Raw genomic sequence first — 19,991 nt, 5'->3', positions numbered from 1 at the left:
TCTGGTTGCAAGCTTCCCGCCAGCACCTGGTCGGGGACGAGTTCTCCATACCCCTTTGTCGGATCGATGACACGCAACCGCGTGGTCAAGTGCGCCGCAAGCGTGCCATCCATTTTGAGAAGCTTGACCTCGTAGAGGTCGCCCGTCTTGGCCTTGCCATCCCCGGTTTTCTGGGTAACTGTACGCTGCCATACCTCCAAGCCCTCGGAGAAGATGAAGTATCCAGCCAGGGTTGGCTGCTCCTTTTGTAGTAAAGGAGGGACGGCCCCGCTCCGAAGGGGAGATCTGCACTGGAATATGAAGGGCGTCTTTACCGAAGACCTTGACCTTCGTTGCCAGGTGCAGGTTGACGAGGAAAGCCGGAAGACCCAAAGCCTGGGTCACGCGGTCAAGCTCAAGTGGATTATCAACCGGCAAGCTCAGGAGGTCACGGACACCCCTGGGGTTTACACCTTGGCCTTCAACACTCTGACTCAGCTTCCGAATATCCGTCGCTTCTCGGCTCATGATCCCCTCCTTTCGCCCTTGGGCAACCCATCTATTCATGGAATGGTGGCATAATCTACCCTCATTTTTGACATGGATACACCGTGTTTGTATGGCTGGGGTCTACACCGACGGCTCCGCCGACGACAAGCGGCGCGGCGGCTGGGCGGCGCTGTTGCGCTGCAACGGCCGCGAAAAGCTCATCAGCGGCGCCGAGCCGAACACCACCAACAACCGCATGGAGCTGACCGCCGCGGTGATGGCCCTCCGGGCGCTCAAGAAGCCCTGCGTGGTGCACCTCTACACCGACTCGCAGTACCTCAAGAAGGCCTTCACCGACGGCTGGCTGGAGAAGTGGCAGAAGAACGGCTGGAAGACGGCGAGCCGGCAGCCGGTGAAGAACCAGGACCTATGGCGAGCCTTGCTTGAAGAGACCCGGCGCCACGAGGTGTACTGGCACTGGACCCGCGGCCACGCCGGCCACCGCGAAAACGAGCTGGTCGACAAGGAAGCCCAGCGGCAGCGGCGCACGCTGCCGCTGGGTTAGCCGGCCGGTTTAGCCGAAGTAGTCGGGCTCGTTTCCCGGCTTCCACTTGATGTTGCAGCCCATGCTGGGGTGCTGCGGTTCGGGCGGGTCCTGACCGGCCAGCAGCGCGTCGAGGGCCAGGATCAGGTCCTCGCCGCCGGGCGTGCCCTTCTCGGGCCGGGTGGCGTCGAAGCGGCCGCGGTAGAAGAGTTTGTGCTCGGCGTCGTAGAGGAAGAGGTCGGGGGTGCACACGGCCTTGTAGGCTTTGGCGACCTCCTGGCTGGCGTCGTACAGGTAGGGGAAGCGCGCGCCCACGCGCCGCGCCTGCTCGGCCAGCTTTTCGGGGGCGTCGGCCGGGTAGTTCTCCACGTCGTTGCTCGAGATCCAGACCGTGGCCACGCCGCGCCCGGCGTAGGCGTTCGCCACCTCGGCCAGCTTGCGCTCGATGTGGCGGGCGTAGGGGCAGTGGTTGCTCATAAAGACCACCAGGAGCGGCCGGCCGGTGAAGTCGTGCAGGCTCACGTTGCGGCCGCTCACCACGTCGGGCAGGTCGAACCCGGGCGCCGGGCTGCCCAGCGGGACCATCTGCGATTCCATTACGGCCATCTTCGTCCTCCTGGCCGCATTGTAAACAAAGCCCCCCGCGCCTGCGGGGGGCCGGGAGCAGCGGCGGCTACTTCTTCTGTTCGGCGCGCATGCGCTCGGCTTCGGCCAGGATGCGGTTGACGTGCTCCTTGAGCGGCGCCCAGCCGTACCAGTGCATGTAGTCGTTGCTGATGTGGAAGGCGCCCTGGAAGGTGCGCTGGCGGTACTCCATGTAGATCAGGTAGAGGTCCAGCTCGATGGGCGTCCGGTTCTCGTAGTACTGCGCCACCGAGGGGGCCCACTTCCAGCCCTCCGGTTTCTTGAGGATGCCGTCGCGGTAGAGCCCCTGCACGGCCTGGATGGCCTTGGCGAACTCGTGGTCGGCCAGCTTGACGATCTTGTCGGCGTTGAGGAAGAAGTCGTCCACGTACTCCTTGCTGTGGCATTGCTGGCAGGTGGCCTTCATCTGCAGGCGCAGGCGGTTGAACTCCTCGGGTCCGCGGGCCGCGCGCGCCTGGGCCACGATCTCGAAGAAGCGCTCGGTGGGCTGGAAGTTCGGGTCCAGGATCTCGTTGACCTGGAGGATCAGCGCCCGGTCGAGCGTCCACTGCACGTCGTCGTCGAGGTCGACGTAGTGGCCGCTGGGCAGCAGCTTGGCCAGCTTCTGCAGGTTGGCCTTAAGGCCGGTGTCGTTCACGCTCGCGGCCAGCTTTTCCACGTTCTCCTTGGTGGGGAGGCGCAGCGCCAGGAACCCCCAGGCGGTCTCGACGTTGTGGTTGCCGCCCGGCATGTGGCAGGTCTGGCAGGTGGGTGCCCGGCCGCCCTGGTCCCAGCCGCGGTTGCCGTCGATGTCCCAGGTGATGCCGTGCTTCGACGACATGTACATCTCCCACTGGGGATGGTCGAAGCCCATGTGGCAGTTCGAGCAGGCCCGCGGGTCCTGGGCCTCGGTCTTCTTGAAGCTGTGCCGGGTGTGGCAGGCGTCGCACTGGGCGTTGCCGTAGCGGTACTGCGAGGCCTCCTCGCCGCCGTCCCATTTCAGCGGGCCGGTGTTGCCGGCCTCGGCCCCGATGTAGCCCTTGCGCCCGATCTTGTGGCAGCCGGAGCAGCCGCGGTACCCCTCGCCCACGATGGCGCTGGGCTGCGCGTGGAGGGCGCTCTGCGTCTTCATGGCGTACCACGCCAGCTCGTGCTTGCCGGCCCTGAACTGCTCCACTTTGTCGGCGTGGCAGCCCATGCAGGTGTCGGGCGTGGGGAAGGTGGCCTTGGCGAAGTCCTCGGCGGTGGTGTGGGCGCTGCCGTGGCAGGTGCTGCAGTCCAGCGGCAGGTAGGCGTTCGTGCCCATCCGCCCCTCGTGGAACTGGTGCACCACGCCCGGCGTCACGTCGGTGTGGCACTGCACGCAGGCCGAGTCCGACTGCTTGGCCATGGCCAGGCCGCCCAGGCCCAGCAACAGCCCCATCCATAACCCTAGCTTCATCCAGCGTGGCATACTTCCTCCTTTCGCAGCTCGTGGCTGTGGCCGACGTCATCGCGCGAAGCATGCACCAAGTTGGTTCCAGCAACGGATCGCTTACCACATTCTCCCAAGGAATCACTAGGAAGAATGTCCTGTCGGGGGTACAATGAGGTCAAGGTGCTCAACCGACGCGTCTTCGGGTTCGCGTTGCTTCTCGGTGCCGTACTGGTTGCGGCTGCGGTATCCCTCTGGTTCGGGAAGGAGGCCACCATGAAACTGGTCAGCCCTGCGTTCGGATACGGCGAACCCCTGCCCGCCCGCTTCGCCTACTGCGGCGAAGGGGCGCAGAACCTCAGCCCGCCCCTGAGCTGGTCCGGCGCTCCGGCGGGCACCGCCAGCTTTGCGCTGGTGATGTCGGACCCCGACGCCCCTTCGGGCACCTTCGTCCACTGGCTGGTCTACGACCTTCCGCCCGCGCTCGAGGGCCTGCCCGAAGGCGCGAGCGGCAGCCCGGAGCTGACCGAGGGCACCAACGACTACGGCGCCCTCGGCTACGGAGGGCCCTGCCCGCCGCCGGGTCCGGCGCACCGGTACTTCTTCCGGCTCTACGCGCTGGACCGCCCGTCGCTCGATCTTCCTCCGGGGGCCACCGCCGCGGAGGTGGTCCGGGCGATGGACGGCGCCGTGCTGGCGGAGGCGGAATGGATGGGCACCTACCGCCGCTGAGCGCGGACGTGCCATGCTGCAAGGGGAGGTAGGGTACGTGAGGCTCGGTTCCACAAAGCAGCGCATCCTCGAACATCTGCGCCTTCGCAAGGCCTCCGCCGCCGAGCTGGCCGGCGAGCTGGGGCTGTCGAAGGTGGCCATCTACCGCCACCTCGAAGACCTCAAGCGCGACGGGCTGGTGCGCGTGAGTACCCGGCCCGTCCAGGGGCGGGGCCGGCCGCTGCGGCTGTTCGAGGCGATCGACGAGCCCACCGCCTACGCCCGGATGTGCCGCGAGATGCTCGAGCAGATCGAGGAGCTCTACGGCCCCGGCGCGGGTGTTCGGGTGCTGCGCGCCCGTTACAAGAAGGAGCTGGAAACCTGGCGCCAGGGCTTTCAGGGCCTGACGCTCGAGGAGCGCGCCCGCCGCCTGGCCGAGTGGCTGACCGAGCGCGGCTATCAGGCCGAAAGCCGCCGGGAGGCCTCGGGATTGGTGCTCGAGCAGCGCCGCTGCCCCAAGCTGGCGCTGGCCCGGGACTACCAGGCGCTTTGCCAGGTGGAGATGGACTTCTTCAGCGAGCTGCTGGGGGTGTCGCTGGTGCGCGAGTGCTCCATGACCGCAGGCGACACCTGCTGCCGTTACCGCATCGAGCCCGACGGCGGCGCGGAAGGCTGACGCTCAGGGCGCGGGGATCCAGATTCGCTCCCCGGGGCGGATCAGACCGTCGTTCGCTATGGGGGTGAAGGCGTCGTCGACGGCCGCCTTGGCGTTGGTGGCCGCGCGGATCTCGGGGTAGCGCTCCGGGTCGCCCAGGAAGGTTTCGGCCAGTTTGCTCAGCCAGTCGCCCTCCTGCACCACGTAGGCGTGCCCCCCGCTCACCGCGGGCCGGAAGGGCGTGGCGGGCGCGGCCTCGCGGACCTCCAGCAGCAGCGGGTCGCTGACCCGCTGCGGCGCTTCCACGTAGGCCAGATAGACCGTGTGCCCGCCGGCGCCAAGTTCGAGCGTCAGGCTCCAGCGCCCGTCGTCTCCGCTGACCAGGGGAGGCCGCAGTTCAAGGGGCCGGCCGTCGAGGAAGACCCGGAGCTCACGGCCCGCCTCGGCGCGGCCGCTGAGGGTGAGGGAACCGGCGGCCGGGGAGGGCGGGGGGTCGATCGACAGCGGCGCGAGCCGCGCCGGTTCGGGCACGACGAAGCGCAGCGGCGCGGACGCCACGGGGCCGATGGCCGCGCGCACCGTGTAAGGGCCGGGCGCCAGCGTGAGCGCGGTCAGCCAGCGCCCGGCGTCGTCGGACCGGGCTTCCGGCTCCATCACCGCGCCCCCGGCGGCGGTAACCGTGACGTGCACCGGCCGCCCCGGCGGGGCCGTGCCGCTGAGGGTCACGGTCCCGCTAGGATCCACCGCGGCGTTCACGGTGGGCGCCGCGGCCTGGGGGCGGCCGCCGATCAGCAGGGCAAGCAGCAGCAGCGCGACCAGCGCCTTGAAGACGTCCAGACCGACGGGGTGACGGTGGCCCGGCACGGCGTCAGCGCCTCCGCCCGCCTTTGAGCATCTTCTGGTAGGCCTCGAGCTCGTCCCAGCGGCCCTCCGCGGCAAGCCGCGCCTGCTGCGGCCAGCTGCCGGGGTCCGCCAGCCGGAACCGGGACCCGCCGGCCGCAAGCAGCTCCTTCAGGCGTGCGGCCGGCGTTGCCGCCAGCTTCTCGAAGGTTCGCACCCCGGCCTGCTGCAGCAGCCGCTCGATCTTGGGACCGATGCCCTCGATCCGCTTCAGGTCGTCGCCGGCCGCGGGGGAGGCCTCGGGCTCGACGGCCGCCGCGGCGTAGCTGCGCAGCTCCGCCAGCGCGGCGTCTCGTTCATGGCGGTAGCGGTCGCGCTCACCCTCGAGCCGTTGCACCCGCGCGCGCAGCCCCTTGCCTTCCTCCTCCAGGGCTTCGATCTTGGCCTGGAACAGCATGGCGCGTTCTTGCTCGTCGGCCAGCTGCTGCCGGCAGGTTTCGAGCTCGGCCCGTGCCGCCCGCAGCCGCGGCCGCCAGTAGACCACGTCGATCAACCACTCGACCACCCATCCGATGAAAAATCCAATAAGGACGTACCAAAGGACCATGCCGCGCTCCCGTTCCCCAGGTGCGTACCGGTTTTTGAACCTGCACCTGTAGACATCTTACCCTAAGCGGTTCCAGCGAGTGCGAAGCAGCTTAGGGGAGCACAGCGGCGTGCTTCGGGGCGCGGCCTTCGAGCACCGCCCGGAGGTCGTGGGTCACCATCTCGGCCATGCGCCGCCGGGTGCGCATCCCGGCCGAGCCGATGTGAGGGGTGACGACCACCCGGGGATGACGCAGCAGCGGGTGGTCCGCCGGAAGCGGCTCGGGGTCGGTCACGTCGAGCCCGGCGGCGAAGAGGGGTCCGTGCTCGAGCGCGTCCAGCAGCGCTCCGGTATCCACCACCTTGCCGCGGGCGGTGTTGACCAGGACCGCGCCCTCCTTCATGCGCGCCAGCCGCTCGGCGTTCATGAGGCGGTGCGTCTCGGGGGTGAGCGGGGTGTGCAGGCTGACGAAGTCGGCGCGCGCGAGCAACTCGTCGAGCTCCACGCGCTCGGCGTCCAGCGCGGCTTCGGCTTCGGGTTTGGGGTGGCGGCTGGCGTAGAGCACCTTCATCTCGAAGCCGCGCGCGCGACGGGCGAAGGCCTGGCCGATGCGGCCGAAGCCGACGACGCCCACGGTGGCGCAGTGCAATTCGGGCCCCAGCAGCAGCTCGGGGTGCCAGGTCTTCCACTCGCCCCGCCGGACGTAGTCGTGGCCCTCCACCACCCGGCGGGCGGCGGCGGCCAGCAGCGCGAAGGCCAGGTCGGCGGTGGCGTCGGTGAGCACCCCCGGGGTGTGGGTCACCACGATGCCCCGCTTCCGGGCGGCCTCCAGGTCGACGTTGTCAAGCCCCACGGAGTACTGGGCGATCACCTTCAGTTGGGGGCCGGCGGCGTCCATCAGCTCGGCGTCGGCGCGGTCCTCGAGCATCGTGATCAGGCCGGCGGCCCCGCGAACCCGCTCGAGCAACGCTTCGCGCGGTGGGGCGGTGAACTCGGGCCAGACGTCCACCTGGTAGCCGGCCCGGCGCAGCTCGCCAAGGGCGGGGCCCGGGAGGTTGCGGGTGACGAAGACGCGCTCCATGCCCTCAGGTTACCTTTTCCCCGAAGACGCGAAAGAACGCCTTGAGGCCCGGCTCGGCAGCGAGCAGCTTCCGGTGCAGGTCGCGGCGCGTGAGCGGGGCGGCCTCGAGCAGGCGCCTTACGAAACGGTCTCCGTTTTCTTCGATCATGCGCGCCGCCTCGAGCGTGAAGACGCCCTGGAACCAAAGCTGTTCCCCCAGAGGGCGGCGGGGGTAGCGCTCGAAGCCCCCCAGGCTGCGGCGCTGGGGCTCGAGCCGGCTCGCCAGCTCGGCCCAGGCGCGCGCCTGGGCGTAGAGTTCGCGGTCCGTGCGGTGGAGGGCCAGCATGTAGAGGTAGTTGGCCAGAAACTCGTCCACCCAGCGCACCCGCGCCCTCAACCCCCAGGCCACGGCCACCGCGTGGGCGTATTCGTGGGCGATCATCAGATCCAAAAAGACCGCCAGCGGTCCGGGCAGGCGGCCGCCGCGCCGGGCGGCCTCGGCGAAGACGTGGGTCAGGCGCTCGAGCAGCCGCTCCGGGTAGCGCAGCGGCGCGAAGACGCCGTAGCCCTCGCCGGGCTTGCTGCGCTGGAAGGGGTAGCCGTAGGGAAGGCGGGTGAAGCGCCGCCAGTCGTGCTCGTCGAGAACGAAGAGGGTGACCGGCGGCACCGGACGCACCGGTTCGAGCGCGTCGTGGAGCCGCGCCAGGAAGCGCTGCAGCTCCACTGCGCGGCGTCGCCCGCCGGGGGAGTGCTCGGCGGGCACGTGGGGGTGGGGCAGGCGCTTCAACACGTTCAGAGCTTGATTTCCAGGTAGCGGCCGTGGGGTTGGAAGCCCAGGCGTTCGTACATCCAGCGGGCGTCGTCGGAGGTGAAGAGCCGCACCCGGCGGATGCCCTCGGCCTTCGCGTAGTCCAGCGCCGTGCGGGTCAGGCGGCCCGCCAGGCCGCGCATGCGGCGGTCGGGAAGGACGTAGACGTTGTGCATGAAGGCTTCGACGAGCCGCGGGCGGCCGGGTTTGGGTGGCATGGGCTCGAGCGTCATCGCCAGCACCGCCACCGCCTCGCCCATCTCCTCGGCGATCCAGGCGACCTCGCGCTCGGTGGAGAGCGCCCAGGCGAAGTAGTTTTCCGAGGCGTGGGCGAACTCGGCCTCGTCTCCCTCGAGCCGCCCCATCTCCCGGAAGAGCAGCACCCGGAACCGCGCCAAAAGCGCGGCGTCTTCCGGGGTGGCGGGGCGGATCCGGAGCACGGCTCCATTCTAGAACAGGGCGCGCGGGACCCGTGATGGCGGGCGCAGGGGCCCGCGCCGACGCGCCGGCGGCGCTTGCCCGCTCGTCGCCGCGCCAAAGGAAGCGCCCCTGGGGCCGGGGCGCGCCGGTGCCGCAGCTGGTTTTTCGCCGCCCGCACGGGTGGGCGACGGCGCGGTCCGGGATCCCGCAGTTACCGTGGGGTTCTTCTTCCCGCCTCCTCACCCCGGGTTGAGCGGCGTAGCCGCGGAGATCCGGCGTCTTACGGGTTTGTCCGTTCCCCTTGTTCGTCATCCCCGACGAGGTGCGAAGCACCGTGATCGGGGATCTTGTTGCCGCGGGTAACGAGAGAACCGATGTACCGTTGCCGCCGCCTGCCTTTGCGCGACAGCTCCATTAAGCCATGCCTATCAAGATTCCGGCTCTCGCGGGCCGTCGGCCCGCTCGTCCGGAATGACGGGGAGGGGCGGTGCGTAGTACGTAGTGCGTGAAAGGTGGTGAGCGGAGTAGGCAGGCGGGAGTTTGAAAGGCGGGCAGGCGTATCGGGTAGCGGACGTAAGCCTGACAGCTTTATTCTTGGGGCTGGCCTACTTAAGCAACCCCTCCCTCCTGGCCCACCCTAACAGCTGGCGGTAAAGCTCTTTGTGGTTTCCTCCGTTGAAGCGCCATTCGCATTCTTTGAGGAAGTGGTAGAAGCGCTTGCGCGGGATGCCGTTGTATCTGCGTAGATGCCGTTTTGCTTGATTCCAAAAAGTTTTCGATGCCGTTGATATGGCGTTTATTCTCTTCCCCCTCGGCAAAGGCCTTGCCGTGGTCTATGCGACGGTGGTGAAAGCTGGAAACGTCCAGTATGTTGTAGCCCGCGAAGCTATCGGTGTAAACAATGCTATCAGGTACCACTCGGGACTCAATGATGGGCATGAGCGTCTTTGCCTTCGCGTTCGGTATAGGGAGCGTGTAGACCCGCCCACCGCGCTTTAGCAAGCCGAACACCGGCACCTTACCAGCGGCTCCTCTACCTCGTTTACCCTTGCGCCTGCCGCCGAAATAGCTCTCGTCCACTTCCACCTCCCCGTGTAGCGGGGCGGCCTTCTCCATCTCCTCGGCAATGATCGTGCGCAGGGCAAAGTAAAAGCGGTTTACCGTGTTGCGGTTCACGTCTACAAGCTCAGCCGCTGCCCGTGCGGTAGTGCCCGCAACGAAGTGTTCGAGCAAACGCAAACGCTTGGCCTTGCTGAGGCGACTCTTTCTTGTGTACACCGGCAATAGCTTAACCTCCTTTGGGTGTCAGCTATGCCAGCCCCTTATTCTTAATGCAAAACCGTGCAGGCCCGGTGCTTAGGCGTCCCCTTCGTTTGCTTCGCCACCTGCAGCCTGGTCCCTTACCCCCCCGTCATCCCCGACGAGGCGCGGAGTGCCGAGATCGGGGATCTTGCTGCTGCTGCTGCTGCCTCCTCCCAGCCTTCGTTGCCCGGGCCAGTGGAGCGCGGCAACCGCTAGCCGAAGTTTTCCGTTGCTGAGAAAGTCCATCGACGCGCCATCGTCACCGCGCATGCTTCGAACCGCCGGCTCCCCCTCCGCGCGTTTTAAGATTCCGGCTCTCGCGGGCCGTCGGCCCGCTCGTCCGGAATGACGGAAGGCGGCGATGCGCAGTACGAAGTCCATGGCAGGTAATGCGCAGTTGGTAGGCGGGAGTTTGAAAGGCGAGCCGGGCGTAGCAGGTAGCGGCCCTAAGCCCCTCTATGCGCTCGTCGTAGACGGCAAAGGGTACGCGCCGCGGGTTGAACTCCGGCCAGACCTCCAGGGGCTGTTCGAGGTGCGCCGCGAGCAGCCGCGCCGCTCGTTTGGCCTCCATGGGGATAGTTTAAATTATCTCCCGCAACCCCACGGCCTCGCCGCGGAGCTGGAGCTCGCGCCTTAGGGCCTGGTGCTCGGGCGCGGTCAGGTAAGGGTCGGCCTCCAGGAGGCGCTTGGCCGTGGCGCGCGCCTGCTCGATGATCTCGACGTCGCTGGTCAGGTCGCCCAGCTGCAGGTCGGGCAGACCCGACTGGCGGGTGCCGCGCAGCTCGCCGGGGCCGCGCAGCTTCAGGTCCTGCTCGGCCACGTAGAAGCCGTCGGTGGACTTTTCGATCACCCGCAGGCGCTGCATCGTCTTGCGGCTGGCGTCGCCGGCGACGAGGATGCAGTAGGCCTGCTCGCCGCCGCGGCCCACGCGGCCGCGCAGCTGGTGCAGCTGGGCGAGGCCGAAGCGCTCGGCGTTCTCGATGATCATCAGGTTGGCCCCGGGGATGTCCACCCCCACCTCGATGACCGTGGTGCTCACGAGCACGTCGAAGTCGCGGTTGCGGAAGCGCTCCATCAGCGCGTCCTTCTCCTCGGCCTTCATGCGTCCGTGCAGCACCTCCACCCGCGCCTCGGGCAATAGGCCGGCCACCTCGGCGGCCAGCTCGGTGGCCGCGCGCACCTCGGCCATTACCTCGGCGTCGGACTCTTCGATCAGCGGGGCGACGACGAAGACCTGGTGGCCCTCGCCGATCAGTCTGCGGGCGAAGGCGTAGGCGTCCTTGCGGCTCTTCTGGGTGAGCAGCCGCGTCTTCACCGGCTTGCGGCCGGGGGGCATCTCGTCGATTACGCTCACCTCCAGGTCGCCGTAGAGGGTGAGCGCCAGCGAGCGGGGGATGGGGGTGGCCGTCATCACCAGCACGTCGGGCCGGCCCTGCAGCAGGGCGCGGCGCTGCATAACGCCGAAGCGGTGTTCCTCGTCGATCACCGCCAGGCCCAGCTCGCGGAAGCGGACCTCTTTCTGGATCAATGCGTGGGTGCCCACGACCACGTCCACCTCGCCGTTCTCGATGCGCCGGTAGACCTGTTTCTTCTCGCCGGCCTTCATGCTGCCCGTCAGCAGCTCCACCCGCACGCCCAGCGGCCAGAGGTAGCGGGTCAGGTTTTCGAAGTGCTGCTTGACGAGGATCTCGGTGGGGGCCATGAGCGCCCCCTGCTTTCGGTTTCTGGCGGCGACGTAGAGGGCGGCGGCGGCCACCGCGGTCTTGCCGGAGCCCACGTCGCCCTGCAAGAGCCGCGCCATCTGGCGTTCGCTCTGCATGTCGGCCAGGATCTCGTCCAGCACCCGTTTCTGGGCGGCGGTGAGCGCGAAGGGCAGCGAGCCGAGGAAGGTACGCAGGTCCTCCTCGCGCACCTCGAAGATCTGGCCCACCAGCGCCGAGGCGCCGGAGGTGAGCAGGACCCGCAGCTCGAGGAAGAGGAACTCGTCGAACTTCAGCCGTCCGAGCGCCCGGGCCAGGTGCTCCTCGCTTTCGGGAAAGTGGATCTGGCGGAGCGCGAAGTCGAGGTCCGCGAGGTTCAGCTCGTCGCGCAGGGCCTCCGGGAGCGGGTCCGGGATTTCCTTCACGGCCTCGAGCGCCCGCCCGACGCTGCGGCGCAGCCAGGCCTGGCTCATCCGCTCGCCCAGGCTGTAGACGGGTACGATGCGGCCGGTGGAGAGCTGCTCGCCCCCCTCGGCCTCGAAGTACTCGACGGCCAGGTTGCGCACCCGGCCGCGGACGCTGTAGCGCCCGGTGACCACGATCTTCTCGCCCTCCTTGAGCTGGCCCAGCACCCAGGGTTGGTTGAACCAGACGGCGGTCAGCTTGTGGCCGTGCTCGTCGGCGAGGCGCGCCTGGGTGATGAGCATCTTCTTGCGCGGCGTCTTGACCTGGCTCTTGGAGAGCACCGTGGCCACCACCGTGGCCTTGGCTCCCGGGGCGAGGGCGGCGAAGCCGGGGAGGGTGCGGCGGTCTTCGTGCCGCCGGGGGTAGTAGAAGAGCAGGTCGCGCAGGGTGCGCACCCCCAGCGAGCGCATCTTCTGCGGGCCGCCGGGGCCTAGGGGGATCGCATCCACCGGGGCGTCCAGCTCGGTGGCCGCAGGCTCGCTCGGGGCGGGGCGGGGTTTTGGCGGCGCCCCTGCGGGCGCGTCCGCTACGCCCAGCCGCGCCAGCGCCTCGCGCAGGCGGGCGCAGCGGGCCTCGGGCGCGAGCGCGGCGTAGCCTTCGAGCAGCTCGATCACCTCGGGAAAGGGCTTGGCCAGGTTGTGCACCAGCTTTTCCAGGCCGCCGGCCACGACCCGGTCCCGGCAGCCGGTGGCCAGCTCGCGCTCGAGCGGCCGCACCAGCCGCTGGATGAGTTCCCGCCGCGTCACGCGGCCATTCTACCCGCCGCGCGGCGGCTGAACCCGATCGGGCAAGACCGGAAAGTATAATCTTCGGGTGGCGGCCCCTGTTGTGCATACCCTGGACAACGGGCTCCGGGTGGCGGTGGAACCGCAACCCTGGAACCCGGGACTCAGCTTTACCATCCTGGTGCCCGTAGGCGCGACGAGCGACCCCGAGGAACGGCTGGGCGCGGCGAGCATGCTGGAGACCTGGCTCTGGAAGGGGGCGGGGCCCCGCGGCGCCCGCGCCTTCGCCGACGCGCTCGACGCGCTGGGCGTGCGGCGGCAGTCGGGGGCGGGGGTGGAGTACACCACCTTCTCCGCCTCGTTGCTGCCCGAGGGCTTTCCGGCCGCGCTCGAGCTCTACGCCGACCTGCTGATGCGCCCGCACCTGCCGGACGACGCCTTCGACTCGGTGCGCGCCCTGGCGTTGCAGGAGTTGGCGGCGCTCGAAGACCAACCCCCGCGCAAGCTGCTGGGCCGGCTGCGGCGCGGGGCCTTTGCGAGCCCCCACGGGCAGCCCGTCGAGGGCGAGCGGGAGGCGCTCGAGCGGATGACCCCGGACGCGCTGCGCGAGGAGTACCGCCGCCGCTACGGAGCCGGGGGCTCCATCCTTGCGGTCTCGGGCGGCGTCGACCCGGACGAGGTCTTTCGGATCGCCGAAAAACACCTCGGCGCCTGGAGCGGCGAGGCCCCGCCCCCCCCGGCCGTGCGCCTGACCGTGCCGCACCGGTTCCACATCCAGCAGGAGACCGAACAGGTGCAGATCGGCCTCTTCTACAAGGACGTGCCGCCGGGGCACTACGACTACTACGCCTCGCGCCTCGCCGTCGCCGTGCTCTCGGGGGGCATGAGCAGCCGCCTCTTCACCGAGGTGCGCGAGAAGCGCGGCCTCGTCTACGCGGTGAGCGCCAGCCCCGGCTCGGTCAAGGGCTTCGGCTACCTGACCGCTTACGCCGGAACCATGCCGGAGCGCGCGCAGGCCACGCTGGAGGTCATGGAGGAGGAGATCGAGCGGCTGGCCCAGGGGGTGAGCCGGGAGGAGCTGGACCGCGCCAAGGTAGGCGTGCGCGCCGACCTGGTGCTCTCGGGCGAGTCGAGCCGCGCCCGTGCCGGCGCGCTGGCGCGCGACCTCTTCATCCTCGAGCGGGCGCGCAGCCTGGAGGAGGTGGAGGCCGAGGTGATGGACGTGACCCTCGAACGCATCAACGCCTTCCTTGCGGGGCGGCCCTACCGCGACCCCTGGATCGGCAGCCTGGGCACCGTGGAGGTGGGGGCATGAGCGGGCTTACGTTCCGGGAGGCCACGCTGCCCAACGGCCTGCGCGTGATCGCCGAGATCAACCCCGAGGCCAAGAGCACGGCCCTCGGCTACTTCGTGCGCACGGGGAGCCGCGACGAGCTGGCGGGCGAAGAGGGCGTGAGCCACTTCCTCGAGCACATGGTCTTCAAGGGGACCGAGCGCCGCAGCGCCTGGGACGTCAACCGCGAGTTCGACGAGATGGGCGCGAAGTACAACGCCTTCACCAACGAGGAGCTCACCGTCTTTTACGGCGCGGTGCTGCCCGAGTTCGCCCCCCGGCTGCTCGACCTGCTCAGCGACCTGATGCGCCCGGCGCTGCGCGAGGACGAGTTCGAGACCGAACGCAAGGTGATCCTCGAGGAGATCGCGCTCTACCGCGACCGGCCGCACTTCGTGCTCTACGAGCGCGCCCAGGAGGCCTACTTCCGGCGCCACCCCCTGGCCAAGCCGGTGCTGGGCACGACCGAGAGCATCGAGGCGATGACCCGTACGCAGATGGCGGCTTACCACGCGCGGCGCTACGTGCCCAACAACATGACCCTCGCCTTCGCGGGCAACCTGGACTGGGACGAGATGCTGGCGCTCGCCGAGCGGATGACCCGCGGCTGGTCCCAGGGGCCCGCGCCGCGCAACCACCCGGGCTTCACCCCCGAACCGCGCCGCCTGCGGACGCCCTACGACAAGGCCAGCCAGGCCTACGCCGTCGTCATGGCGCCGGGGCACGCGGCCGCCGCCGAAGAGCGCTACGCGGCGCGGGTGCTGGCCGACGTGCTGGGCGACCCCGACAACGGCCGGCTCTTCTGGCGTCTCGTCGACCCGGGGCTGGCCGAGACGGCGATGGCCTACCACCACGAGTTCGAGGAGCTCGGCGTCTACCTCGTCTACGTGCAGGGGGACCCCGCCCACGAAGAGGAGGTCTCGGAACGGATCCGCGAGGAGCTCGTGCGCCTCGAGAAGGGCGGGGTCGACAGCGAGGAGCTGGAGCGCGCCAAGCTCAAGACGGCCACCTCGCTCGTCTTTGCCGGGGAAACCTCGCTGAGCCGGCTCTTCTACCTCGGGCTCGGGTACAGCTACACCGGGCGTTACGAGGCGCTGGACACGGTGCGGCGCTGGGTGATGCACCTCGAGCCCTACCACCTGGGCGAGCTCCTGGAGGCCCGGCCCTTCAGCCGCGCCCTCGAGTACTGGCTGGTGCCCGCGGACCATGGCTAGGTGGCTGGTGCTCCTGGTGCTGCTGGGGGCGGCGCTGGCGCAGACGCCGCTCGAGCTCGAGGCCTTCCGGCTCACCAACGAGGCCCGCAAGGCGCACGGCCTGGCCGCCCTCGCCTGGGACGACGCCGCCTACCGCGCGGCCCGCGCGCACGCGCTCGACATGCTCGAGCGCGGCTTCTTCGACCACGTCAACCCCGACGGCCTCGGCCCCGCGGACCGCATGTGGGCCGCGGGGGTGCTCGAGGTCACCGTGGGGGAGAACCTCGCCTTCTACGAGGGCTACACCCCGGAGTACGCCGCGGGCGTGGTCGTGGACGACTGGCTCCGCAGCCCGCCCCACCGCCGGAACCTGCTCAAGCCCGAGTTCACCCACCTGGGGCTGGCCCTGGTGCAGCGGGGGGACCGTATCGCTGTGGTGCAGAACTTCGTCGCCCGTCCCTTTCGCCTCTGGGTCTGGCAGACCCCTTCGCAGAAGCGCGAGGGGCGGCTCAGCTACCAGGGCACCGCCAGGGCGACCGTGGGGCTGTTCGTGAACGATGCCTTCGTCACGGCGTTGCAGCCGCCCCGCTGGAGCGGCGAGCTCGACCTGGACCCGCAAAGCCAGGTCAGCCTCGGCCTCTGGAACGGCGGGCGCTACCTGCTGGCCTGCGCCTTCACCCTTCCCGCGACCGCCTGCCGCCACCCCCGCATCGAGTGGACCGCCCGCTACACGGAGCGGACGGTGGCGAGCGTAAGGCTGCAGCTGGGTCTGCCGCCGGGCGAGCACTGGCTGGCCTACGGCCCAGAGCCGCGGCTCTTCCGCCGCGCGCAGGGCGACGCGGTGGTCGAGGTGCCCCTGAGCTGGGAGGTCGTCTGGGTGGGAACGCCCCAGAAAGATAAGATAGAATATACCCATCGGATTCCGCTCCTGAGAGGCACCGCGGAGCCGCTACGGAAAGGAGCTCGACCGTGAAGCTACACCGTTGGTTTCCCGCATTGGGGCTGTCGCTGACCTTCCTGTTCTTCGGCTGCGCCCCCGGCGCCATCACCCCGGCGCCGATCTACGACAGCGGCGGCATGGCCACCGGGCCTTACCCGCCCTCGACGCGCGCCGGCCACTTCGACGAGGACGGCTTCTACATCAGCGCCGGCCCCGTGGGGCTGGGGCTCGAGGTGGCGCAGGGCCCCTGGCGCGGCGTCCTCTACGGCGGCTACACCGGGGCCGCGGGCCGGGTCTCCTGGTCGCAGGGTCCGTTCGGGGTCTCGCTGGACATGGCCTACAACGGCTACACCACCTGGGACTACGTGGACACCAACAACGACGGCGTCCCCGACACCGACGTGGAGGTGACCACGAACACGATGGGCGCGGCCCTCGACGGCGCCTACTACCTCGCCGTTCCCACCGAGCTCGGTTCCGCCTACGCGGGGCCGCGCGCGCGGCTGTACTACGCCTGCACCAAGACGAACGGCGGCCCCTTCGTCTGCGACCGCTACGGCCTGCTCCCCGGGGGCACCCTGGGCATCAACGTGCCGCTGACGGCGTTCAGCGACCGCCTGACCCTGGGTTTCGAGGGCAGCGTCTTCCTGGTGGCGCCGGTCGTGACCGACCGCAGCGACTTCTCGGTCTTCAGCCCCTTCTCGGTCAGCCTCTCCTACCGCTTCTAGCGCGGTCCGACGCGGAGGCCTAAACTGGGCGGAGATGGACCTCACCACCCTCTCCGCCCTCGCGTTCACCCTGGTGCTGTGGGCCTCGGCCTTCGCGGGCATCCGCGCGGGGCTGGAGGGGTACGGTCCCGCGCACCTGGCGTTGCTCCGCTTCCTGGTCGCCTCGTCCACCCTGGTCGTCTACGCGGCGCTGGCGCGCGTCCGCCCGCCCCGGCGCGTCGACCTGGGCCGGATCGCCCTTTTGGGGTTTCTGGGGATCACCGTCTACCACGTCGCGCTCAACTACGGCGAGCTCACCGTCAGCGCGGGCGCGGCGAGCCTGCTCATCGCCTCGGGCCCGATCTTCACCGCGCTGCTCGCCGTCTCCTTCCTCGGCGAGCGGCTCACCCCCCTGGGGTGGGCGGGCATCGGGCTCGGGTTCGCGGGGGTGGCGCTGATTGCCCTGGGGGAGGGGGGAGGGCTGCGCTTCAGTCCGGGCGCGTTCTGGATCGTCCTTGCTGCGTTCTCCACGAGCCTCTACTTCGTCTTCCAAATGCCCCTGCACGGACGCTACACTCCGCTCGAGGTCACCGCCTACACCCTTTGGGCGGGCACCCTCTGGATGTTGCCGTTGCTCCCCGGTTTGCCCGCCGAGCTGGCTGCGGCGCCCCCCGCGGCGACCTGGAGCGTCGTCTACCTGGGGGTGGGCCCGGGGATGCTGGCCTACGTCGCCTGGACCTTCGCGCTCAGCCGGGCGCCGGCCTCGCGGGTGACCAGCTTCCTTTACCTTTCGCCGGCGCTGGCCATCGTCATCGCCTGGGTCTGGCTGGGCGAGTGGCCCAGCCTCCTGGCCGTGGTCGGCGGCGCGGTGGCCATCGTGGGGGTGCTGGTGACGCAGTACGCAGGACGTGCGCCCGCTTCGCGCGGTATAAGCTGAGGGCATGGGACGGGTCACGATTCTGGACACCCTGCTCCGCGACGGAGCCCTCTCCGAAGGGGTGAGCTTCACCCCCGAGGACAAGATCGAGATCCTGCAGCTCCTCGATCGGCTCGAGATCCCCTATCTGGAGGCCGGCTGGCCCTACCAGTGGCCCGAGGACCTGGAGGTCTTCGAGCGCGCCCGCGATCTGGACTTGAAGGGGCGGCTCGTGGCCTTCGGCTCCACCCGCCGGCCCGAGACCGACCCCGACCGTGACCCGAACCTGCGGGCGCTGCTCAAGGCCGACACCGGGACCGTGCACATCTACGGCAAGGCCTGGAGCCTGCACGTGGAGAAGGTGTTGCGCACCACGCTGGAGGAGAACCTTGCGATGGTGCGCGAGACCGTGGCCTACCTCAAGGAGCTGGGTAAGGAGGTCATCTTCACGGCGGAGCACTTCTACGACGGCTGCCGCCACGACCGCGGCTACTCGCTCGAGGTGGCCGCGGCGGCCGTGGAGGGGGGCGCCGACATCCTGGTGCTGGGCGATTCCGTGGGGGCCTCGCTGATGCATGAGGTGGCCAAGGGCATCCGCTCGGTGAAGGAAGCGCACCCGGACGTCACCGTCGGTTTCCACGGGCACAACGACATGGGCCTCGCCGTCGCCAACGCCATCGCCGCGGTGGAGGCGGGCGCCGAGCACGTGCAGGGCACGATCGGCGGCTACGGGGCGCGCACCGGGATGACCGACCTTTCGACGCTGATACCCATCCTCAAGCTCAAGATGGGAATCGACGTCGTCTCGGACGAGGCGCTCGCGAACCTGACGCCGGTCACGCGGGCGATCGTCAACAAGATCGGGGTGGGCGACCTCGACTACCACCCCTTCGTGGGCTACAAGGTCTTCGCCCACCGCACCCACTCGCACATCGCCGCGGTGCTCAGCGATCCGGAGACCTACGAGCCGATCCCGCCCGAGGCGGTGGGCAACGAGCGCCGGCTGCTGCTCCCGGGCATCGCCCGGGCCAGCTACCTCGAGTCCCTGGCCCAGCGGCTGGGCGTGGACCTCTCGGGCGACTCGGCCGCCAACCAGCGCATCCGCGAGGAGCTGCTGCGGCTCGAGGAGGCCGGCTACACCTACGAGGACGCGGAGGCCAGCCTCGAGCTGGTGCTGGGCAAGCTGACGGGCCGCTTCCACCCGGCGATGACGGTCGAGCGGCTGCGGCTCTTCGAGGTGATCCGCGGCAAGCACCAGCCGGTCGTCGAAGCCAGCCTGCGCATCCAGCTGGGCTCCCACGACGAGTACGTGGCCGCCGAGGGCACCGGGCCGGTGACCACCCTCTTCGAGGTGCTGCTGGGCGCCCTGCGCGAGGTGCGCAGCGAGCTGGGGCCGCTCGAAGACTACGTCTGCGGCATCCGGCTGGCCGCGGTGCGGGTGCGCACCTTCTACCCGCGCGGCAAGCAGGAGCTGCGGGCGCGGGTCACCGTAACCTTCACCGACGGCGAGCGCAACTGGAGCACGATCGGCATCAGCCGCGACCTGATCCAGGCCACCTGGCAGGCGCTCTTCGACGGCATCGAGTACGGGCTCTACACCAAGGCCGAGGCCGAGGGCATCGAACCGCCCTTGTTCAAGTAGGAGGAGGACGTGATGGAGATCCAGAAGATCGGAGTCATCGGCGCGGGGCAGATGGGTTCGGGCATCGCTCAGGTGGCGGCCCAGTCGGGGTACGAGGTCGTGCTCATGGACGTCGAGGAGCTGAGCCTCAAGAAGGGGCTCGAGGCCATCCGAAGGTCGCTCGACCGCTTCCTGCGCAAAGAGAAGATCACCCAGGAAGAGGCCGACGCGACCCTGGCCCGCATCAAAACGACGCTCAACCCCGCGGACTTCGCGGACTGCGACCTGGTCGTCGAAGCCATCGTGGAAAACGAGTCGGTCAAGGGCAAGCTCTTCCAGACGCTCGACAAGGTGGTCAAGCCCGAGGCCGTCTTCGCCTCCAACACCTCCTCGATCCCCATCACCAAACTGGCCAGCTACACCACCCGCCCCGAGCGCTTCATCGGCATGCACTTCATGAACCCGGTGCCGCTCATGAAGCTCGTCGAGGTGATCCGCGGCTACAAGACCACGGACGAGGTCACCCGGTTGGTGATGGCGACGGCCGAGAAGATGGGCAAGGTGCCCGTCGAGGTCAACGACTACCCCGGCTTCGTCTCCAACCGCGTCCTCATTCCCATGCTCAACGAGGCCATCCAGGCGGTGATGGAGGGGGTGGCCACCCCCGAGGCCATCGACACCGTAATGAAGCTGGGCATGAACCACCCCATGGGCCCGCTGACGCTGGCCGACTTCATCGGCCTCGACACCGTGCTGGCCATCATGGAGGTGCTGTACGAGGGCTTCGGCGACAGCAAGTACCGCCCCTCGCCGCTGCTCAAGAAGATGGTCCAGGCCGGCCTGCTGGGCCGCAAGAGCGGTCAGGGGTTCTACAAGTACGACGAGAAGGGGAACAAGATCGGTTCGTAGTGCGTAGTAGGTGGTGCGTGGTCGCGGCCGGCTGCTTGCAGCCGGCCGCG

Annotated in this window: 20 protein-coding genes and 1 pseudogene; 11 read left to right on the top strand and 10 right to left on the bottom strand. The window is 69.2% G+C overall.

The window, feature by feature from the left end:
- The first annotated feature begins 297 nt into the window (after window positions 1-297).
- Both HNQ05_RS05045 and rnhA read left to right on the top strand, forming a co-directional pair.
- Window positions 298-561: a hypothetical protein gene (locus HNQ05_RS05045; protein WP_147146683.1), complete on the top strand. Its 264-nt coding sequence runs from the start codon at window positions 298-300 to the stop codon at window positions 559-561.
- A 37-nt stretch (window positions 562-598) separates the two neighbouring features.
- A complete protein-coding gene (gene rnhA, locus HNQ05_RS05040; protein WP_147146686.1) occupies window positions 599-1,033 on the top strand; it encodes a ribonuclease HI in 435 nt (144 codons plus the stop codon).
- A gap of 9 nt (window positions 1,034-1,042) precedes the next feature.
- Here rnhA and HNQ05_RS05035 read toward each other — a convergent pair whose 3' ends face one another.
- Both HNQ05_RS05035 and HNQ05_RS05030 read right to left on the bottom strand, forming a co-directional pair.
- A complete protein-coding gene (locus tag HNQ05_RS05035) occupies window positions 1,043-1,618 on the bottom strand; it encodes a thioredoxin family protein (protein ID WP_147146688.1) in 576 nt (191 codons plus the stop codon).
- A gap of 67 nt (window positions 1,619-1,685) precedes the next feature.
- Entirely contained in the window at window positions 1,686-3,077 is a 1,392-nt protein-coding gene (locus HNQ05_RS05030) for a multiheme c-type cytochrome (protein WP_246104102.1), read from the bottom strand.
- A gap of 249 nt (window positions 3,078-3,326) precedes the next feature.
- On the opposite strand from HNQ05_RS05030, the gene HNQ05_RS05025 reads away from it, so the two are divergent.
- Window positions 3,327-3,782, top strand: coding sequence for a YbhB/YbcL family Raf kinase inhibitor-like protein (locus HNQ05_RS05025; protein WP_147146692.1), 456 nt, complete (start codon window positions 3,327-3,329; stop codon window positions 3,780-3,782).
- 37 nt (window positions 3,783-3,819) lie between these two features.
- The gene (locus tag HNQ05_RS05020) at window positions 3,820-4,437 is read left to right on the top strand and encodes a helix-turn-helix transcriptional regulator (RefSeq protein ID WP_147146694.1); all 618 of its coding nucleotides are present in this window, start codon (window positions 3,820-3,822) and stop codon (window positions 4,435-4,437) included.
- A gap of 3 nt (window positions 4,438-4,440) precedes the next feature.
- Here HNQ05_RS05020 and HNQ05_RS05015 read toward each other — a convergent pair whose 3' ends face one another.
- The 8 genes and pseudogenes from HNQ05_RS05015 to recG form a co-directional block, all read right to left on the bottom strand.
- On the bottom strand, window positions 4,441-5,280 hold the full coding sequence (locus HNQ05_RS05015; RefSeq protein WP_147146696.1) for a hypothetical protein: 840 nt from the start codon (window positions 5,278-5,280) through the stop codon (window positions 4,441-4,443).
- Between the two features lie 4 nt (window positions 5,281-5,284).
- Window positions 5,285-5,863 (bottom strand): helix-hairpin-helix domain-containing protein, encoded by a 579-nt coding sequence (locus HNQ05_RS05010; protein ID WP_147146698.1) that lies wholly within the window; start codon window positions 5,861-5,863, stop codon window positions 5,285-5,287.
- Between the two features lie 91 nt (window positions 5,864-5,954).
- The gene (locus HNQ05_RS05005; protein WP_147146700.1) at window positions 5,955-6,923 is read right to left on the bottom strand and encodes a 2-hydroxyacid dehydrogenase; all 969 of its coding nucleotides are present in this window, start codon (window positions 6,921-6,923) and stop codon (window positions 5,955-5,957) included.
- 4 nt (window positions 6,924-6,927) lie between these two features.
- Complete coding sequence (locus HNQ05_RS05000) at window positions 6,928-7,692, bottom strand: hypothetical protein (protein WP_147146703.1); 765 nt, start codon at window positions 7,690-7,692, stop codon at window positions 6,928-6,930.
- A 2-nt stretch (window positions 7,693-7,694) separates the two neighbouring features.
- A complete protein-coding gene (locus HNQ05_RS04995; protein WP_147146705.1) occupies window positions 7,695-8,150 on the bottom strand; it encodes a GNAT family N-acetyltransferase in 456 nt (151 codons plus the stop codon).
- Between the two features lie 585 nt (window positions 8,151-8,735).
- A pseudogene (locus HNQ05_RS04990) lies at window positions 8,736-9,408 on the bottom strand (IS1595 family transposase).
- 283 nt (window positions 9,409-9,691) lie between these two features.
- The gene (locus HNQ05_RS04985; RefSeq protein ID WP_147146707.1) at window positions 9,692-10,003 is read right to left on the bottom strand and encodes a hypothetical protein; all 312 of its coding nucleotides are present in this window, start codon (window positions 10,001-10,003) and stop codon (window positions 9,692-9,694) included.
- A gap of 9 nt (window positions 10,004-10,012) precedes the next feature.
- Window positions 10,013-12,343 carry an ATP-dependent DNA helicase RecG gene (gene recG, locus HNQ05_RS04980; protein ID WP_147146709.1) on the bottom strand — a complete coding sequence of 777 codons (2,331 nt, stop codon included), beginning with the start codon at window positions 12,341-12,343 and terminating at the stop codon, window positions 10,013-10,015.
- A 67-nt stretch (window positions 12,344-12,410) separates the two neighbouring features.
- Between recG and HNQ05_RS04975 the strand changes: the two genes are divergently transcribed.
- From HNQ05_RS04975 to HNQ05_RS04945, 7 genes are read left to right on the top strand one after another with little or no spacing between them, the layout of a single operon-like run.
- Window positions 12,411-13,637 (top strand): M16 family metallopeptidase, encoded by a 1,227-nt coding sequence (locus HNQ05_RS04975; protein ID WP_246104103.1) that lies wholly within the window; start codon window positions 12,411-12,413, stop codon window positions 13,635-13,637.
- Window positions 13,634-14,869, top strand: a complete 1,236-nt coding sequence (locus HNQ05_RS04970) for a M16 family metallopeptidase (RefSeq protein ID WP_147146711.1) — start codon at window positions 13,634-13,636, stop codon at window positions 14,867-14,869. The genes HNQ05_RS04975 and HNQ05_RS04970 overlap by 4 nt, the downstream gene beginning before the upstream one ends.
- Entirely contained in the window at window positions 14,862-15,821 is a 960-nt protein-coding gene (locus tag HNQ05_RS04965) for a CAP domain-containing protein (protein WP_147146713.1), read from the top strand. Before HNQ05_RS04970 ends, HNQ05_RS04965 begins: the two co-directional genes overlap by 8 nt.
- Entirely contained in the window at window positions 15,818-16,516 is a 699-nt protein-coding gene (locus tag HNQ05_RS04960) for a hypothetical protein (RefSeq protein WP_147146715.1), read from the top strand. Before HNQ05_RS04965 ends, HNQ05_RS04960 begins: the two co-directional genes overlap by 4 nt.
- 34 nt (window positions 16,517-16,550) lie before the next feature.
- Window positions 16,551-17,432 carry a DMT family transporter gene (locus HNQ05_RS04955; RefSeq protein WP_147146717.1) on the top strand — a complete coding sequence of 294 codons (882 nt, stop codon included), beginning with the start codon at window positions 16,551-16,553 and terminating at the stop codon, window positions 17,430-17,432.
- 4 nt (window positions 17,433-17,436) lie between these two features.
- Window positions 17,437-19,053, top strand: coding sequence for a citramalate synthase (cimA, locus tag HNQ05_RS04950; protein ID WP_147146719.1), 1,617 nt, complete (start codon window positions 17,437-17,439; stop codon window positions 19,051-19,053).
- A 12-nt stretch (window positions 19,054-19,065) separates the two neighbouring features.
- Window positions 19,066-19,941, top strand: coding sequence for a 3-hydroxyacyl-CoA dehydrogenase family protein (locus HNQ05_RS04945; protein ID WP_147146721.1), 876 nt, complete (start codon window positions 19,066-19,068; stop codon window positions 19,939-19,941).
- Window positions 19,942-19,991 lie beyond the last annotated feature (50 nt).

The organism is Oceanithermus desulfurans, from assembly GCF_014201675.1.
Taxonomy (GTDB): Bacteria; Deinococcota; Deinococci; order Deinococcales; family Marinithermaceae; genus Oceanithermus; species Oceanithermus desulfurans.
This window is presented reverse-complemented; position numbering and strand designations above follow the sequence as displayed.

Coding starts and splice junctions, on each gene's coding strand:
- HNQ05_RS05045 (WP_147146683.1), top strand. CDS start 298: ATGAAGGGCGTCTTTACCGAAGACCTTGACCTTCGTTGCCAGGTGCAG.
- rnhA (WP_147146686.1), top strand. CDS start 599: ATGGCTGGGGTCTACACCGACGGCTCCGCCGACGACAAGCGGCGCGGC.
- HNQ05_RS05035 (WP_147146688.1), bottom strand. CDS start 1,618: ATGGCCGTAATGGAATCGCAGATGGTCCCGCTGGGCAGCCCGGCGCCC.
- HNQ05_RS05030 (WP_246104102.1), bottom strand. CDS start 3,077: ATGAAGCTAGGGTTATGGATGGGGCTGTTGCTGGGCCTGGGCGGCCTG.
- HNQ05_RS05025 (WP_147146692.1), top strand. CDS start 3,327: ATGAAACTGGTCAGCCCTGCGTTCGGATACGGCGAACCCCTGCCCGCC.
- HNQ05_RS05010 (WP_147146698.1), bottom strand. CDS start 5,863: ATGGTCCTTTGGTACGTCCTTATTGGATTTTTCATCGGATGGGTGGTC.
- HNQ05_RS05005 (WP_147146700.1), bottom strand. CDS start 6,923: ATGGAGCGCGTCTTCGTCACCCGCAACCTCCCGGGCCCCGCCCTTGGC.
- HNQ05_RS04985 (WP_147146707.1), bottom strand. CDS start 10,003: ATGGAGGCCAAACGAGCGGCGCGGCTGCTCGCGGCGCACCTCGAACAG.
- HNQ05_RS04970 (WP_147146711.1), top strand. CDS start 13,634: ATGAGCGGGCTTACGTTCCGGGAGGCCACGCTGCCCAACGGCCTGCGC.
- HNQ05_RS04965 (WP_147146713.1), top strand. CDS start 14,862: ATGGCTAGGTGGCTGGTGCTCCTGGTGCTGCTGGGGGCGGCGCTGGCG.
- HNQ05_RS04955 (WP_147146717.1), top strand. CDS start 16,551: ATGGACCTCACCACCCTCTCCGCCCTCGCGTTCACCCTGGTGCTGTGG.
- cimA (WP_147146719.1), top strand. CDS start 17,437: ATGGGACGGGTCACGATTCTGGACACCCTGCTCCGCGACGGAGCCCTC.
- HNQ05_RS04945 (WP_147146721.1), top strand. CDS start 19,066: ATGGAGATCCAGAAGATCGGAGTCATCGGCGCGGGGCAGATGGGTTCG.